Raw genomic sequence first — 13,276 nt, 5'->3', positions numbered from 1 at the left:
AATCCGACAGAAAAGCAAAGGAATGTGCCGATCTTGCTCGGGTCTGGTTGAAGGGGTGGAAGCTATGATCTCTTATTCCTTGAGATCACCGATGACCTCATTTTTGTGCTTATTCATCGTCGCCACATCTGTAAGTGGATTCGCTCTTTTTTCAGCGGACGAACAGAAGGTCCGGCAATCGCTTGATCAGTGGGTAAAGTTGGAAAGCAGCTTGATCGCGCAGGAAGGGAGCGGGGCTAGCCAATCCGAACTCCAGGCGCGGATCTTCACGCTTTCAAATCGCGGCAATCTGCGCGATTTTGGGGTTGTGATCACCGACGAAATGGGCAAACCACTTGCCGGGAATGTAAAAACATTGAGGCGGCCGTCACTCGGTTTTTCTGTGGTTGAAATACAGGATGTCCATGGAGCCCATATCCGCGCGCGTGGTCTTACGCGCGAACTAGGGCAGGGGCGGCGGCTCACTGTCATCGCAGAGAATGACCCATTTGATAAGTACAAGTCCGGGCTGGCGCAGACTCACCTGTTAGCCTTCGGCGCGATCATGCTCATTGGTTTGAGTATCGCTCTATTTTATCAATGGTTTATTAGTCATCGGATCGGCGAACTGCGCCAAACTGTTGAAGCGATCACCGATGGCGACCTTCGGCATCGCGTGCCGATCATTGAAGGGACGGGTAAATTCCAACAGCAGGCTGAGGAATTTAACCGAATGCTTGATCATCTCAGCGATCGGATGGCTCAGATGAGGAACGTTTCAAATGATATCTCACACGAGTTGCGAGCGCCCCTTGCGCGGCTGAGAAGCCAGCTTGCTTCGCTTGCGCGGACGGATGACGCGAAACTGGTCAATGAGGATCTCGTCACCGCGATCGCACAAACAGATATTTTGCTTGCGACGTTCAACGCTTTACTGCGAATTGCTGAAATTGAAGGGGGGAACCGGCGCGCGGGTTTTATCGCCGTTAGCCTCGACGGACTGGTGAGCGAAATCAGCCATATGATGGAGCCGGTGGCTCTCGAAACAGGGCATCGTCTCATTCTCGGCTCTTGCGATACGGCCTATATATTGGGCGATCGATTGTTGCTGACGCAGATGCTGATCAATCTGGTGGAAAATTGTCTTCGGCATACACCATCTAAAACGTTGATCAAACTGGCGGTCGCCGTCAGTGAAGACAGTGCCATTCTGACAGTACAAGACGATGGCTATGGAATTGATGTCGATCAACGCGCTTTGGTTTTGAGCCGATTCGGTCGGCTCACACGTAGCACTCCGACGATTGGCCACGGCCTTGGGCTACCGTTAGTCGACGCAATTGTCCGACTTCACCGTGGCGTGCTGCGCCTTGAAGATGCCAAGCCGGGACTCCGTGTGCGTGCAGCCCTGCCGCTCACCGCCTCAACGCGATCGGCCTCGGAGTCAAGCAAGGTTTCATAATCTATGTCCTAGGCTCCGCGCGAGAGGCGGTTCAGAGCTTGATCGGCCATTCATCCAATCCCTCACGATTGGCGCTCCTCCCCGCTAGGGAGAGTCGCCGCATTCTAAAACTTATCCGGATGTCCATCGGAGCGCCCGGCTGCGATTCGGTCTCAACCTGCCTTTCGACGCTCGTGCTATCCGAGATGTTGCCGAGGCGCCACACCTGGTGAAAATTTCTTATGTTGCCCGTACGTTTCTTGTGCGTTGCACAATGTTGCTACATTGTGAAAACCTTCATTGCTATTCGGCCCCCGTTCAGCGCGAGCGAGAGGACTGAGCGTGGTGGAGCGCAGGAGAACAAGGAGACTTTCATAAGGGGAAACACTCGTGCGAAAATCAATAGCGCTGTCTTCAGCGATTCTTCTGGCTAGCGTCGTATCGCCCGCGTTGGCGCAGGAAGCGCCGCCAAGTGATATCACGATCTCTGGAGGCGCCACTCTCGTGTCGGATTATCGCTTCCGTGGTATCTCGCAGACCAACAAGCGCGCTGCGGTGCAGGGCACTTTTACCGTCAGTCACACCTCTGGCTTCTATGCGACCGTGTGGGGCTCGTCGGTAGATCGCTATATCTACGACAACAGCCAAGAGATCGACCTGATCGCAGGCTATAAGCACTCGTTCGGCGGTACCACGCTCGATGTAGGTGTTCTCTACTATTACTATCCGAATTCTGGTTTCAAGAATTCCGACTTTGCGGAACCCTATGCGTCGGTCTCCCATACTTTGGGTCCAGTGACGGGAAAACTCAGCGCGGCTTATGCGCCGAAGCAGCAGGCGCTGTCTCTCGACAATGTCACGAAGCGAGACAGCCTTTACATTGCCGGAGATCTTTCGGCCGCTATTCCGCAAACACCGTTGAGTTTGTCAGCCCACCTGGGACGGTCGTTTAACCGAAGCTACCTTACTTTTGGTGAGAAATACACCGACTGGAGCGTCGGAGCGTCCTATACGTGGAAGAGCCTGACTTTAGGAGTATCCTATGTGGATACCAACAAGGATCTCTTCAACGGCACGCGCAACATCTCGAAGGCGGGTGTTGTCGGCACGATCGGCGTAGCGTTCTGACCGCACGTCAGAATCATCTGGGGTCGCAGCAAGCTGCGGCCCCAGCCCAGCTCATACCAAATTCGCATGGGCGCCATGGAAAAATGTACGGCGAAGCGATGCAAGCGAGCGATGCAAAATATTTGTCCGACCAAGGTTCTCGCAGCCTCACCTGCCAAGCGATCGCGTTACAGCTCAGTAATAATCGCCCAGAATCAAATATCTGATTCCCCCATTTTCCATCGTCAGACACACCTCTGTGCCTGCGTCGGCTTCGCCCCATCGCCAAAAGCCCGATGACCAATATACATCGTCGATCGGTCTACCGTTCACCAAGCGAATCAAGTCGCCTGGCTGCCAGTTCTCCTTCGCTGCAGGACTGTCACGGGCTACCAGAAGAACTCTCAAATACTGATTTTGCTGCAAGACCCGCAGACCCGTTCGATTCCGCGGGATTGGAATCGCGCCGGTCTTGGAAGGCGAGGACACATGGAGAACATTATTGGTATAGTCGGCTCCAATGCGAAATTTCGAGAGGATCGGCATACCAATCGTTCCGTGTCCGAGACGATGATCAAAGCCGGGCGTGGGTTGCTCGAGCAGCGCATCGACTCCGGTTAGTGTGAAGCCTGCGAAGGACACTTCTTTCATGCTAATGAGACCGGTTTCCCGAATGCCATTGGCACCACCCACCAGCGAATTCGACAGGCGTCGGTCCAGATGCAGGCCATTTGGCTTCCAGTAGCTGGATTGTAAGACGAGGGGGTTAGCGGAGCCAAGGTCGAATTCGAGTTCAACGGGTGGCCCGCTTTCGAGCAACACGGCTATGATGCGACCACGCCCTGCTTTGAATCTTCTGAGCGGCGTCGTGGCCGCCGCAACCGAATGAAATGCTGCGCCTGCTGGTGCAAATGCGATCTGTCTCTGAGGGAAATCTATATCAACGAATGCGGCTTCGAATATCTCCCGTCCCAGCACTCCATCTATTCGCAATCCGATCATCGAACACAGAAGATCCATATCCATCACTGCGACAGTCATTCCGCGAATGCTAACCATGGGTAGGCTGACGTCGACACCCTGGACGAGCTGCGTCTCTTGGAGCGCGCCTCGGTCATAAATTGGCAGGGTGCCGGCAGACTTTCGGTGAAGGCGTGAGAAGAGATCCCGACTGATCGCGGACACCTCCATCCCGCTGTCCATCAGGAGCGTAGACACTCGACCATCCACCTCCGCTTGCAGGATCAAGCGTGACTCACGATTGAAGTCGAATGGCATTGCGCGCGCAGGGCCTGCTGCGCCATGCCACACCAATTTCGGGATAGGGAACTTTTCCTCGGGGAACTCAAAGCTCATCAGATCGAACCATTCACCTGTCCAGAATTACAAACCTATCGTCTACGTGATAGCCTGTACCAAACTTCTTCGTATTATTCTTTGAGCGGCGAAGACGTGTCATGGCAGCGGTGGCAGTCATGACAAGTTTCGGAGAAGGCGGCATCCGAGCAATCAAACCTTTGACAGGGACGTTAATCATGGAGTTGTTCGCGAACGTCGCCATTCGCAGCTACTCTATTGGGAAACTGAATGTCTCCGGCCTGCCGACGAATATGTCCAACAACGACGGCTGGCCCTACGCCGAGACGCCGAGCGTCCGCTAAGATTGCCTCGCGCGTCCAGGTAAATTGCGACTTGCAGCTGGCCCATGCTCTGCTGGGAATCAGCGCTTCTCGGGAAAATACATCTGCCTCATCCTCGTCGTCCGAGTCCGCCGGAGCATTCACATCGTCAAAAATGCTATCATATTTTCCAGGGGCAATGTGGAGAACAAGGTGAGCGACCTCGTGCATCAGCGTAAACCAGAAGGTCTCAAGTCGGGGATCACGTAGGGTAAGGGCTATTGAGTAATTCCCTTTACATGTCCGCAATGCAGCGCCGTCAATATGCATTCCTGGCAACGCCTCCTCTACAACCAAGGCGATGCCGGCATCCAGAAGATGCTGGCGCGCACGCCTTACGCCGTCTCTTTCTCGACTTAAGCCAGCAAGGCTTCGAAGCCAGTTTGCGTCCGCGACAACTGGTAAAAACTCGCGGATGGGAGGTCGAAAGTCTGTAAGAATCATCACTCTCGCTTCCCAAGCGGACAGTGCTGGCTCATGTGGAATGTTTGCTGATCTTGCGTATCGGTGTCGCAAATTCGCCTGCGGACCCCAAGCCTTGGCAAAAAAGTCCTTAAGATCTTCGGGCGCTGTATTGCGAGCATCGATGAGCGATCCCCGATAAGGGCCCAACCACCCCCGCCGATACATCTCACCGACCGGAAAGCATGACGCTTTAGATGGGTCCGTATGGTTCAAGGTCCGCTTACCGTTGAGCTCTCCGGCTTGAAAAATATCGAGGGCTAGGGCATCAGCGACCATTGCGATCCGGCGAAGACTAGCCGATTCATAACGGTCCACTTCGTACTTTTGGATTTGCTGCATCTTGAGCCCCATGAATTCCGCCAGTTCCTTCTGGGTCATTCCTCTGGCAATGCGAGCTGCAATAAGAAGATTCGGTAGTGCGGAGAGACTTTCTACCGGAAGTAACGAAGATTCAGTGACCTGAAGCCGTTCATAAAGTTCCATGTCGCTCCTCATTTCGGCGACACGCTTCGTTAGCTCCTCGCGTTCTCGCGCAATGAGATCGGTGGCGTCGTCTCCGATGGCTTCGAGTCTTATTCGAAGCGACGCGAGCGCCAGTCGTGTTGATCGGTATTGCTGGCTATTCTTGATCATTCGATCCTCACCGAATCATTCGCCCGATTCGATCTCTCTCGGGCGCTTTCGATCCATTCACCAAACAAGCGGAGCGACCGGCGAGATCTCAGGTAGTCGATTTTGCCATCAGGCGGCAGTGTTCCAACTAATGTGGCCATGTCAGATGCCCCACCCATTGGTTGTCCCCACAAGAAGCATGATGCCAAGCGTTCCGCGATAGATAACGAACGGCCAGGCGGAGAAACGCCCGAGGACGCGCATGAGCGCCCAGATCGCCGCGAATGCCGAAACGGATGCGACGACAAGGCCGACCGCCAGAATGGACCAGCCGTGCATGTCGAGGTGGACTTTGTGCAGCTCCCACAATTCCTTCAGTCCGGCGAGAGCGATAGCCGGGATGCCCAACAGGAATGAAAAGCGCGCAGCTTCTTCACGCTTAAATCCGAGTGCGAGCGCAGCGGTAAGAGTTGATCCGGAGCGTGAGACGCCTGGGATGAGGGCGCCGACCTGCGCCAGGCCGACGAGCAGCGCGTCCACCAGTGATGCATTCTCAATGCTGCGGCGGTGGCGTGCCAGGATTTCGGTGAGCGCCATCAGCACCGCCATCAAGATGCACGCCCAGCCAATCACCGGCAATGCGCGAAGGGGCGAGTTGCATGTGTTGAGGCTGCTCGAAAGGAGCGCGCCCGCCAGCGCGATAGGGATCGTCGCCAGCACGATCCAGGTCGCCAGACGAAGGTCGGGATCGGCGAATTCGCGGCGGCTGATCGCCGACACGGATCCGACCGCAAGACGGCGAACGTCCTGCCAGAAATAGCTGATAACGGCGGCGAGTGCCGCAAGCTGCATCGCGGCCGAAAAGGCCGAACCCGGATCTCGCCACCCCAGCACGGCAGGTACGACGCGCATATGGGCTGTCGATGAAATCGGCAGAAGTTCAGTAATGCCCTGGACCACGCCCAATAGGGCGACCTTGGCATAGCCCAAAGTCACAAAGCCCGTGTCGATGCTCGCGGTACATTGTCCGCCCATATCAATGTGGTCCTTTTGGGGGATGGAAGAGCGAAGATCGTGGCTTCGGCACGCTCGGTAACCGGGCTATCGCGCCCGCTGGTCGCGATCGATAAGACGCAGCCCGTTGAGCACGACCAAGAGCGACGCACCGACATCCGCCGCTATCGCGCCCCAGAGCGACGCCATCCCGAGCAGCGTCAGTCCCCCGAAGACGAGCTTTATCGCAAGCGAGAAGCCAATGTTCTGCCGGATGACGGTGAGTGTCGCTCGTGAGTGCCGAATAAGCCACGGTAGCTGGGAGAGATCGTCCTGCATCAGTGCAATATCCGCCGTCTCGATTGCCGCATCACTCCCAATCGCGCCCATCGCGATGCCGAGGCTCGCCCGCGCCATCGCCGGCGCGTCGTTGACGCCGTCACCGACCATGGCGACAAGGCCATGTTGCGCCACCAGTCTTTCTATCGCCTTGACCTTCTGTTCGGGAAGTAGCTCGGCATAAACCTCATCCACGCCGGTTTCATGCGCGATGGCCTGCGCGGGCGCGCGGCTGTCTCCCGTCAGCATCACGACCTGTGCGATGCCAAGTTCATGCAGTTTCGCGACGATTTGCCTGGCCTCAGGACGCACTGCATCACCAATTGAAATTAATCCGATGACCGACTGGGCCTCGCCGACAACGATCCCGGTCAGTCCGGCCCCAGCGATTCGACGCAACTGGGCGGCAAGCTCATCGTCCCCTGCACCCCCCAGCCTCTCGCCGAGATAGCCAGGGGAGCCGACCCAGATTTCGCGACCATCGATCGCGCCAACGACTCCTTGCCCGGGCAAGGCCGTCACCGACGTTGCAGGGACGACATCGACGCCGCGCTCTGCTGCGGCATCGAGGATCGCGTGGGCAATCGGATGCTCGCTTCGCGCTTCGATGGCAGCCGCGACCGCCAGCAGCTCAATCTCGCCCCGACCGCCAAGCGGGACAAGCTCGATCACCTTGGGGCGGCCAAGCGTAAGCGTGCCGGTCTTGTCCATCGCGATCGCCGTGATGCGGGCGGGCGTTTCCAGATGGACACCTCCCTTGATCAGCACGCCCCGCCGGGCCGCGCCGGTCAATCCTGCGACGATGCTGACTGGCGTCGAGATGACCAGTGCGCAGGGGCAGGCGATGACGAGCAACACCAGCGCTTGATAGAACCATGCGGCCCAATCGCCCCCGAGCAGAAGTGGCGGCACGAGGAATACCGCCAGGGAAAGCGCCATCACGACCGGTGTGTATATCCGCGCGAAGCGTTCCACCCACTGTTCGGTCGGAGCCCGTTTGCTTTGCGCCTCGCCGACCATGCGTACGATACGCGCGAGTGTCGTATCGGAGGCTGGCCGAGTCGTGACGATCTCGAGCGCGCCCATGCCGTTGATGGTCCCGGCATAAACCGTTGCGTCTTGCGTGACCGTGACGGGTACGCTTTCGCCCGTGATTGGCGCCTGATTGACAGCGCTCGTCCCCGCAACCACATAGCCGTCGAGCGGTATCTTTCCGCCCGGTGGAACGATCACATGGGTTCCGACCGCAACTTCGGCAACGGGTACGTCCTTCTCGACGCCTGCCGCATCTCGTATCCGGGCCGAATCCGGCGCGATTTCCATAAGGGCGGCGACGGCACGGCGGGCACGTCCCAGGCTCCATGCCTCAAGCGCCAGCGCAAGGGCGAAGAAAAATGCGACAGTCGCCGCTTCGAACCATTGGCCGATGCCGAGGGCGCCGGCCACCGCTACAAGCATGAGCAGGTTCATGTCCGGCCGGAGTCGCCGCGCCGCGAGGATCGCCTTGGGCGCGACATATCGAACTGCCGACAGGATCGCCAAGGAATAAGCGAGCATCGCCAGAAGCGGGGGGTGCGCCTCGCGCGCCAGACTCTCGTGCAGTACCGCAGCGAAGCCATTTGCGCGCGCGTGAATCGCAAAACCGATCAGGACCAAAGCGCCGCTTGCGATCGTCAGCCCGGCCTGAACACGGCGTCGCCGCTGCTCCTCTGGCGCATTGGCACTTCGCTCGCCTTCTTTCCACAGTTCGGCGCGCATCCCCGTGCGTTCGACTGCCCTTAGGATGTCGGCGTGATGAGAGAGATCGGCACCGCTCGCGATCGACATGCGACCGTTGATGAGATCGAACGACAGATTTTCCGGCCCGACGATCGGACCGAGTTCGCGCTTGAGCACCGCGACTTCGTCACCGCAGTCCATGCCATGGATTTCGAAAATGACGCCGTCCGGATGGTCCGGGAGAGCCTGGGCAACGGGCGCCGGTTCACCCGAGCAGCTTCTGCAACCGTCGGCTCCTGCGGCATCTTTTGAGATACCGCTCTGACCATCTAGCTCGGCGGTCATCCCGGTGGTCGATACGGCCGCGATCACGGCTTCGACTGTGAGGCCGGACGCGACATCGACGTCGAGCAGGCCAAGCTTCGGCTGGAACGACAAAAACCGCTCATCTCCAACGAGTGGGATAAGCGCTTCTCTGAGCAATCGAACCTCATTCTGGAAGTCTAGCCCCTGGACCTTGAAGCGCCACCGGCGCCCTATCGCTATGGGGCTCGTCCCGGTCTGCTCGAACATTGCGTCACCTCGACTTTTCGACATGACACCCACTATACAGTCTGAAGTCACTAGAGGGTCAAACGATATGTCCACCGAGCCGCTCAGCATCGGGAGTCTCGCCAAAGCCACCGACAGCAAGGTGGAGACGATCCGCTATTATGAGAGCATCGGCTTGTTGGCGGCGCCCGCCCGAACAAAGAACAACTATCGCGCCTACACCGCCCAACATCTCGCACGGCTCAGTTTCATTCGCAGGGCTCGCGCGCTGGGTTTCTCGATCGACCAGGTTCAGGAGTTGCTCAAGCTCGCCGACCAGAAGGATATTTCTTGCAAGGCGGTGGACGCGATCGCGCGGGAGCATCTCGCCGAAATCGACCGAAAGCTCCGCGATCTGAATACTTTGAGGTCCGAGTTGAGCAACGTGATTGTCCAGTGCGGACAGGGCACTATTTCCGAGTGCCGCATCATCGAGACATTGGCGCCGGATTCCGCCACGTTCAGCTGAGCAGGGCGGTTGATGATACCACCGTTCGCAATTGCCAGCAGCTAATGCAAACAAGTCGCAAAACCACTTGACCCTCTAGCGGCTAGAGGGTGTAGACGTTGCGCATGTTTACGCCTTCAAACAGCCCTTTGTCGATTCTCTTGCGGACGGTCTCGTTGCGCCGCGCGCTGGCGGTGCTCGGCGCCCTCTTGTTTGCCCTTGGCACAAGCGTCGCGGCCCATGCCCAAACGACCGACGTCCAGACGGCATGGCGGCTACTTGATTATATGGCGGTCGACTATGGCGGTGCTGTCAGCGGCGGACGGGTGAAGAGTCCTTCCGAATATGCCGAGATGACCGAATTCGCGGCCTCGGTATCGACTCGCCTTTCGACGCTGTCGCCCACGCCGGCGCGCGGGAAGCTGATCGCGGGCGCAGCTCGACTTCAGGGCGTCATCGCCGCGAAGGGAACGCCCGAAGAGGTCGCCCGCATCGCCCATGGCCTCGCCGCCGATCTGCTCAAGGCCTATCCCGTGCCGCTCGCGCCGGGCAAGGCGCCCGACCTCGCCCGCGGCGCCACGTTGTTCGCGCAGAATTGCGCGAGTTGTCACGGCATGACCGGGGATGGGCATGGCCCCGACGCGGCGAAGCTCACCACGCCGCCGATCGCCTTCAGCGAAATAACGCGCGCGCGGCAACGCAGTCCCTTCGCGCTGTACCAGGTCATCGACCAGGGCATCGACGGCACGGCGATGCAAAGCTTTGCGACCTTGCCGAGCGATGATCGCTGGGCGTTGGCCTTCTATGCCGGTCGCTTTGCCTTTCCCGACGCCCTTGCAAGCCAGGGCGAGCGGCTGTGGAAATCCGATCCCGGCCTGCGGCACATGATCCCCGACCTGACAACACTGGCGGGACTGACCCCGGAGGTGCTTGCCAAGACGATCGGACCTGCCAAGGCCGACGCGGTGATCGCCTATCTGCGCCGTCACCCGGACGCGGTGATCCGGCAGGCACCCGGCTCGCTGACCATCGCGCGCGAAAAACTGGCACGGAGCCTTGCCGCGTACCGCGGTGGCGACCGTCAGGCTGCCCAGGAACTCGCGCTTTCGGCTTATCTCGATGGCTTCGAGCCACTTGAGCCGATGCTGACCGCGCGCGATGCAACGCTCATGGGGCACATCGAAAGCGCCATGGGCGAATTCCGGGCATCGCTCCAGCAAGGTCGCCCGGTCGACGAGGTCGCCACGCGCGTCCAGGTGCTCGACGGCCTGTTCGACGATGCCGACGCGGCATTGTCCCCGGATGCAGCGAGTAGCGCATCGACCTTCCTGGGTGCCTTCACCATCCTGCTGCGCGAGGGGCTCGAAGCGCTGTTGATCGTCGTTGCGATGATCGCCTTCCTGCGCAAGGCCGAGCGGCCCGAGGTGCTGCCCTACGTCCATGGCGGCTGGATCGGGGCGCTGGCAGCGGGCGGCCTGACTTGGGGAATCGCGACCTATGCAATCGGGATCAGCGGCGCGAGCCGCGAGCTTACCGAAGGGTTCGGATCGCTGTTCGCGGCCGTCGTCCTGCTCTCCGTGGGGATCTGGATGCACGGGAAGGCGCAGGCGGACCAATGGCAGCGCTACATCCGCCAGAAGATGTCGCACGCATTGTCGAAGCAGTCGGCCTGGTTCCTGTTCGGCCTGGCCTTCATCGTCGTCTATCGCGAGGTCTTCGAGACGATCCTGTTCTACGCCGCGCTCTGGACCCAGGGCAATGGCGCCATGATGCTGGCGGGCGCCGGCTCGGCGGTTCTGCTGCTCGGACTCATCGCCTGGGTGCTACTGCGCTACAGCCGCGACCTGCCGATCGCGAAGTTCTTCGCCTACAGCGCGTGGCTGATGGCGATCCTCACCATCGTCCTCGCAGGCAAGGGCGTGTCGGCGCTGCAGGAAGCGGGCATCATCGACATCGCCCCGCTTGCGGGCGGGATCCGCGTCTCCATGCTCGGTATCTTCCCAACCCTGCAGTCGATGGCCGCCCAACTCCTGATGCTCATCGCGGTGCTCGGCGGCTTCATCCTCAATCGGCGCCGTGCCGCTGCGGTAACCGGCTGATGCAGCCCGCGCAGAACTGCGCCCGAATCCGGCAAGTGAAGGTTCGGCACAACATTCTCTGGCCTCCACGAGCCTATAGTTGCTAGAAGGAGCGTAGATGCATCGATTGACGATCCTTTTTGCTTGCCTGGCCGTGTTCCTGTCCCTGGGGATGGGGTCGGTCACGCATGCAATGGAGCCGATCGTCTGTATCGATGCCAATAGCGCCGCCGAGATTGGTCATGCCGATGGCGATGGCGATCAGGTGCCCGCCGATAGCGACAAGGGCTATCCGCACCATCATGGCAGTTGCCATGGCCATCATGTCGCAGCACCAATGGCGAAAGCCGAGCCTTTTGGAGAGGATTCGGTTGGATCAATCATGCGGCCTAGCCAGGCGATAGCCATGGCAACCGCAGCCGCTGATCCGGCGCTACGACCTCCACAAGCCTGACGATTTCCTAGCTCCCTCCGGCATCGACCGGTGGGCTCTCAAGGTTCGTCAGGAGTACTTTACCCATGCATCGTGTCATCGCGGCCTTGTTGGCCGTAACGTCCTGCGCGTCGATCGCGCAGGCGCAGACGGCCACATCGCCGCCGTCTGCCAATCAACCTGTCTTCACGCTCGAACGTGCCCGCACCATCGCGGGGGGCAGCTCTCCCAGTATCGATGCTGCGAGCGCCGACCTGCGCGCGGCTGGTGCCGCTCGCACCATAGCTGGCCTCCGGCCCAATCCTGAGATTCAGGTGCAGACGGAGAATGTCGCGGGGTCGGGTCAGTATCGCGGCGTCCGAAGCGCCGAAACGACGGCGAGTCTTGCCTTGCCGATCGAATTGGGCGGAAAGCGTTCGGCCCGGATCGCAGTCGCTGATTCCCGCAGTAATCGCGCTCGCATCGATGCGGCTATTGCGCTTGCAGACCTCAATCTGCGCATATCCCAGACCTATATCGAGGCGGCCGCCGCAGAGCGGCGCGTGGACGTCGCGCGCCAGCAAGCAGAGATTGCGGGCAATGCCTTCAGGGCGGCGCGCGTTCGCGTGACCGCCGGGGCGGGGGCGCCGATCGACCAGCAGCGTGCCGATGTGCTGCGCGTCAACGCCGAACTTGGGCTGGAACGGGCGCTCCGCGAGGCCGAAGTGGCACGCGGCAATCTCGCGCGCCTGATCGGTCAGCCCATCGATGGTACGCTTGACCTGGCCTGGTTCGACCGTATCGGCGGCTACGGGCCGGCGGTGAGGATCGCGCCCGACGGAACGCTGGCGCTTGCCGCTGCGCAGGCGGACGTGAATACGGCCAGCGCCCAGGTTCGGCTCGCACGCTCCCAGCGCGTGCCCGACATCACGATCAGCGCCGGCGCACGTCGTCTCGCGCAGACCAACGACATGGCGGCCGTGGTGGGGATCGCCATTCCCTTTCCCGTCTTCAACAATGGTTCCGCAGCGGTCAGCCAGGCCCGGGCAGAGCAGGATCGTGCCGACGCCAATCGCAGGCTGGCGATCATCGAGGCCGAACAGGCTATCGCAGGCGCGCAGGCCCAACTCGCCAATGCGGCGGCAACCGCCAGATCCATGGGCGGCCCTGGCCTTGCCGCGGCCTTGGAAGCCGCGCGGATTGCCCGTGTCGGCTATGCCCAGGGCAAGTTCAGTCAGCTCGACTTGCTGGAGGCGGAAAGAACGCTTGCCGAGACACGCGCTGCCTTCACCGATGCCCTGGCAGCCTATCACGATGCCGAGGCTCGCCTTGAGCGACTGACCGCGCCCGCGCCTGAATTGCGGGAGCGCTGAGCGATGCAGCTATCCTCCTTAAAGCTGCGGTTCGCCGCGC

Annotated in this window: 10 protein-coding genes; 6 read left to right on the top strand and 4 right to left on the bottom strand. The window is 59.9% G+C overall.

Going from position 1 to position 13,276, the window contains the following annotated elements; genetic code table 11:
* Window positions 1–64 precede the first annotated feature (64 nt).
* Both NUH86_RS08160 and NUH86_RS08155 read left to right on the top strand, forming a co-directional pair.
* On the top strand, window positions 65–1,441 hold the full coding sequence (locus NUH86_RS08160; RefSeq protein WP_267251953.1) for a sensor histidine kinase: 1,377 nt from the start codon (window positions 65–67) through the stop codon (window positions 1,439–1,441).
* Between the two features lie 369 nt (window positions 1,442–1,810).
* Window positions 1,811–2,548, top strand: a complete 738-nt coding sequence (locus NUH86_RS08155; RefSeq protein ID WP_267251952.1) for a TorF family putative porin — start codon at window positions 1,811–1,813, stop codon at window positions 2,546–2,548.
* Between the two features lie 174 nt (window positions 2,549–2,722).
* Here NUH86_RS08155 and NUH86_RS08150 read toward each other — a convergent pair whose 3' ends face one another.
* The 4 genes from NUH86_RS08150 to NUH86_RS08135 all read right to left on the bottom strand — a co-directional run bounded on the left by NUH86_RS08150 (window position 2,723) and on the right by NUH86_RS08135 (window position 8,997).
* Window positions 2,723–3,883: a pepsin/retropepsin-like aspartic protease family protein gene (locus tag NUH86_RS08150; protein WP_267251951.1), complete on the bottom strand. Its 1,161-nt coding sequence runs from the start codon at window positions 3,881–3,883 to the stop codon at window positions 2,723–2,725.
* A gap of 173 nt (window positions 3,884–4,056) precedes the next feature.
* Window positions 4,057–5,304, bottom strand: a complete 1,248-nt coding sequence (locus tag NUH86_RS08145) for an XRE family transcriptional regulator (protein ID WP_267251950.1) — start codon at window positions 5,302–5,304, stop codon at window positions 4,057–4,059.
* A 141-nt stretch (window positions 5,305–5,445) separates the two neighbouring features.
* A complete protein-coding gene (locus tag NUH86_RS08140) occupies window positions 5,446–6,318 on the bottom strand; it encodes an undecaprenyl-diphosphate phosphatase (protein ID WP_267251949.1) in 873 nt (290 codons plus the stop codon).
* Between the two features lie 66 nt (window positions 6,319–6,384).
* Window positions 6,385–8,997 (bottom strand): heavy metal translocating P-type ATPase, encoded by a 2,613-nt coding sequence (locus NUH86_RS08135; protein WP_267251948.1) that lies wholly within the window; start codon window positions 8,995–8,997, stop codon window positions 6,385–6,387.
* On the opposite strand from NUH86_RS08135, the gene NUH86_RS08130 reads away from it, so the two are divergent.
* From NUH86_RS08130 to NUH86_RS08115, 4 genes are all read left to right on the top strand, one after another.
* Window positions 8,975–9,394 (top strand): MerR family transcriptional regulator, encoded by a 420-nt coding sequence (locus tag NUH86_RS08130; RefSeq protein WP_010405566.1) that lies wholly within the window; start codon window positions 8,975–8,977, stop codon window positions 9,392–9,394. The two genes, NUH86_RS08135 and NUH86_RS08130, sit on opposite strands and share 23 nt — an antisense overlap.
* A gap of 140 nt (window positions 9,395–9,534) precedes the next feature.
* Window positions 9,535–11,472 carry a cytochrome c/FTR1 family iron permease gene (locus tag NUH86_RS08125; protein ID WP_267252067.1) on the top strand — a complete coding sequence of 646 codons (1,938 nt, stop codon included), beginning with the start codon at window positions 9,535–9,537 and terminating at the stop codon, window positions 11,470–11,472.
* A 97-nt stretch (window positions 11,473–11,569) separates the two neighbouring features.
* Complete coding sequence (locus tag NUH86_RS08120) at window positions 11,570–11,905, top strand: hypothetical protein (protein WP_267251947.1); 336 nt, start codon at window positions 11,570–11,572, stop codon at window positions 11,903–11,905.
* A gap of 65 nt (window positions 11,906–11,970) precedes the next feature.
* Window positions 11,971–13,236 (top strand): TolC family protein, encoded by a 1,266-nt coding sequence (locus NUH86_RS08115; protein ID WP_267251946.1) that lies wholly within the window; start codon window positions 11,971–11,973, stop codon window positions 13,234–13,236.
* Window positions 13,237–13,276 lie beyond the last annotated feature (40 nt).

It is taken from the genome of Sphingobium sp. JS3065 (assembly GCF_026427355.1).
GTDB lineage: Bacteria > Pseudomonadota > Alphaproteobacteria > Sphingomonadales > Sphingomonadaceae > Sphingobium.
The sequence above is the reverse complement of the archived record's forward strand: the minus strand, read 5'-3'. Positions and strand labels throughout refer to the sequence as shown.

Coding starts and splice junctions, on each gene's coding strand:
- NUH86_RS08135 (WP_267251948.1), bottom strand. CDS start 8,997: ATGCTGAGCGGCTCGGTGGACATATCGTTTGACCCTCTAGTGACTTCA.
- NUH86_RS08145 (WP_267251950.1), bottom strand. CDS start 5,304: ATGATCAAGAATAGCCAGCAATACCGATCAACACGACTGGCGCTCGCG.
- NUH86_RS08115 (WP_267251946.1), top strand. CDS start 11,971: ATGCATCGTGTCATCGCGGCCTTGTTGGCCGTAACGTCCTGCGCGTCG.
- NUH86_RS08160 (WP_267251953.1), top strand. CDS start 65: ATGATCTCTTATTCCTTGAGATCACCGATGACCTCATTTTTGTGCTTA.
- NUH86_RS08130 (WP_010405566.1), top strand. CDS start 8,975: ATGTCCACCGAGCCGCTCAGCATCGGGAGTCTCGCCAAAGCCACCGAC.
- NUH86_RS08120 (WP_267251947.1), top strand. CDS start 11,570: ATGCATCGATTGACGATCCTTTTTGCTTGCCTGGCCGTGTTCCTGTCC.
- NUH86_RS08140 (WP_267251949.1), bottom strand. CDS start 6,318: ATGGGCGGACAATGTACCGCGAGCATCGACACGGGCTTTGTGACTTTG.
- NUH86_RS08150 (WP_267251951.1), bottom strand. CDS start 3,883: ATGAGCTTTGAGTTCCCCGAGGAAAAGTTCCCTATCCCGAAATTGGTG.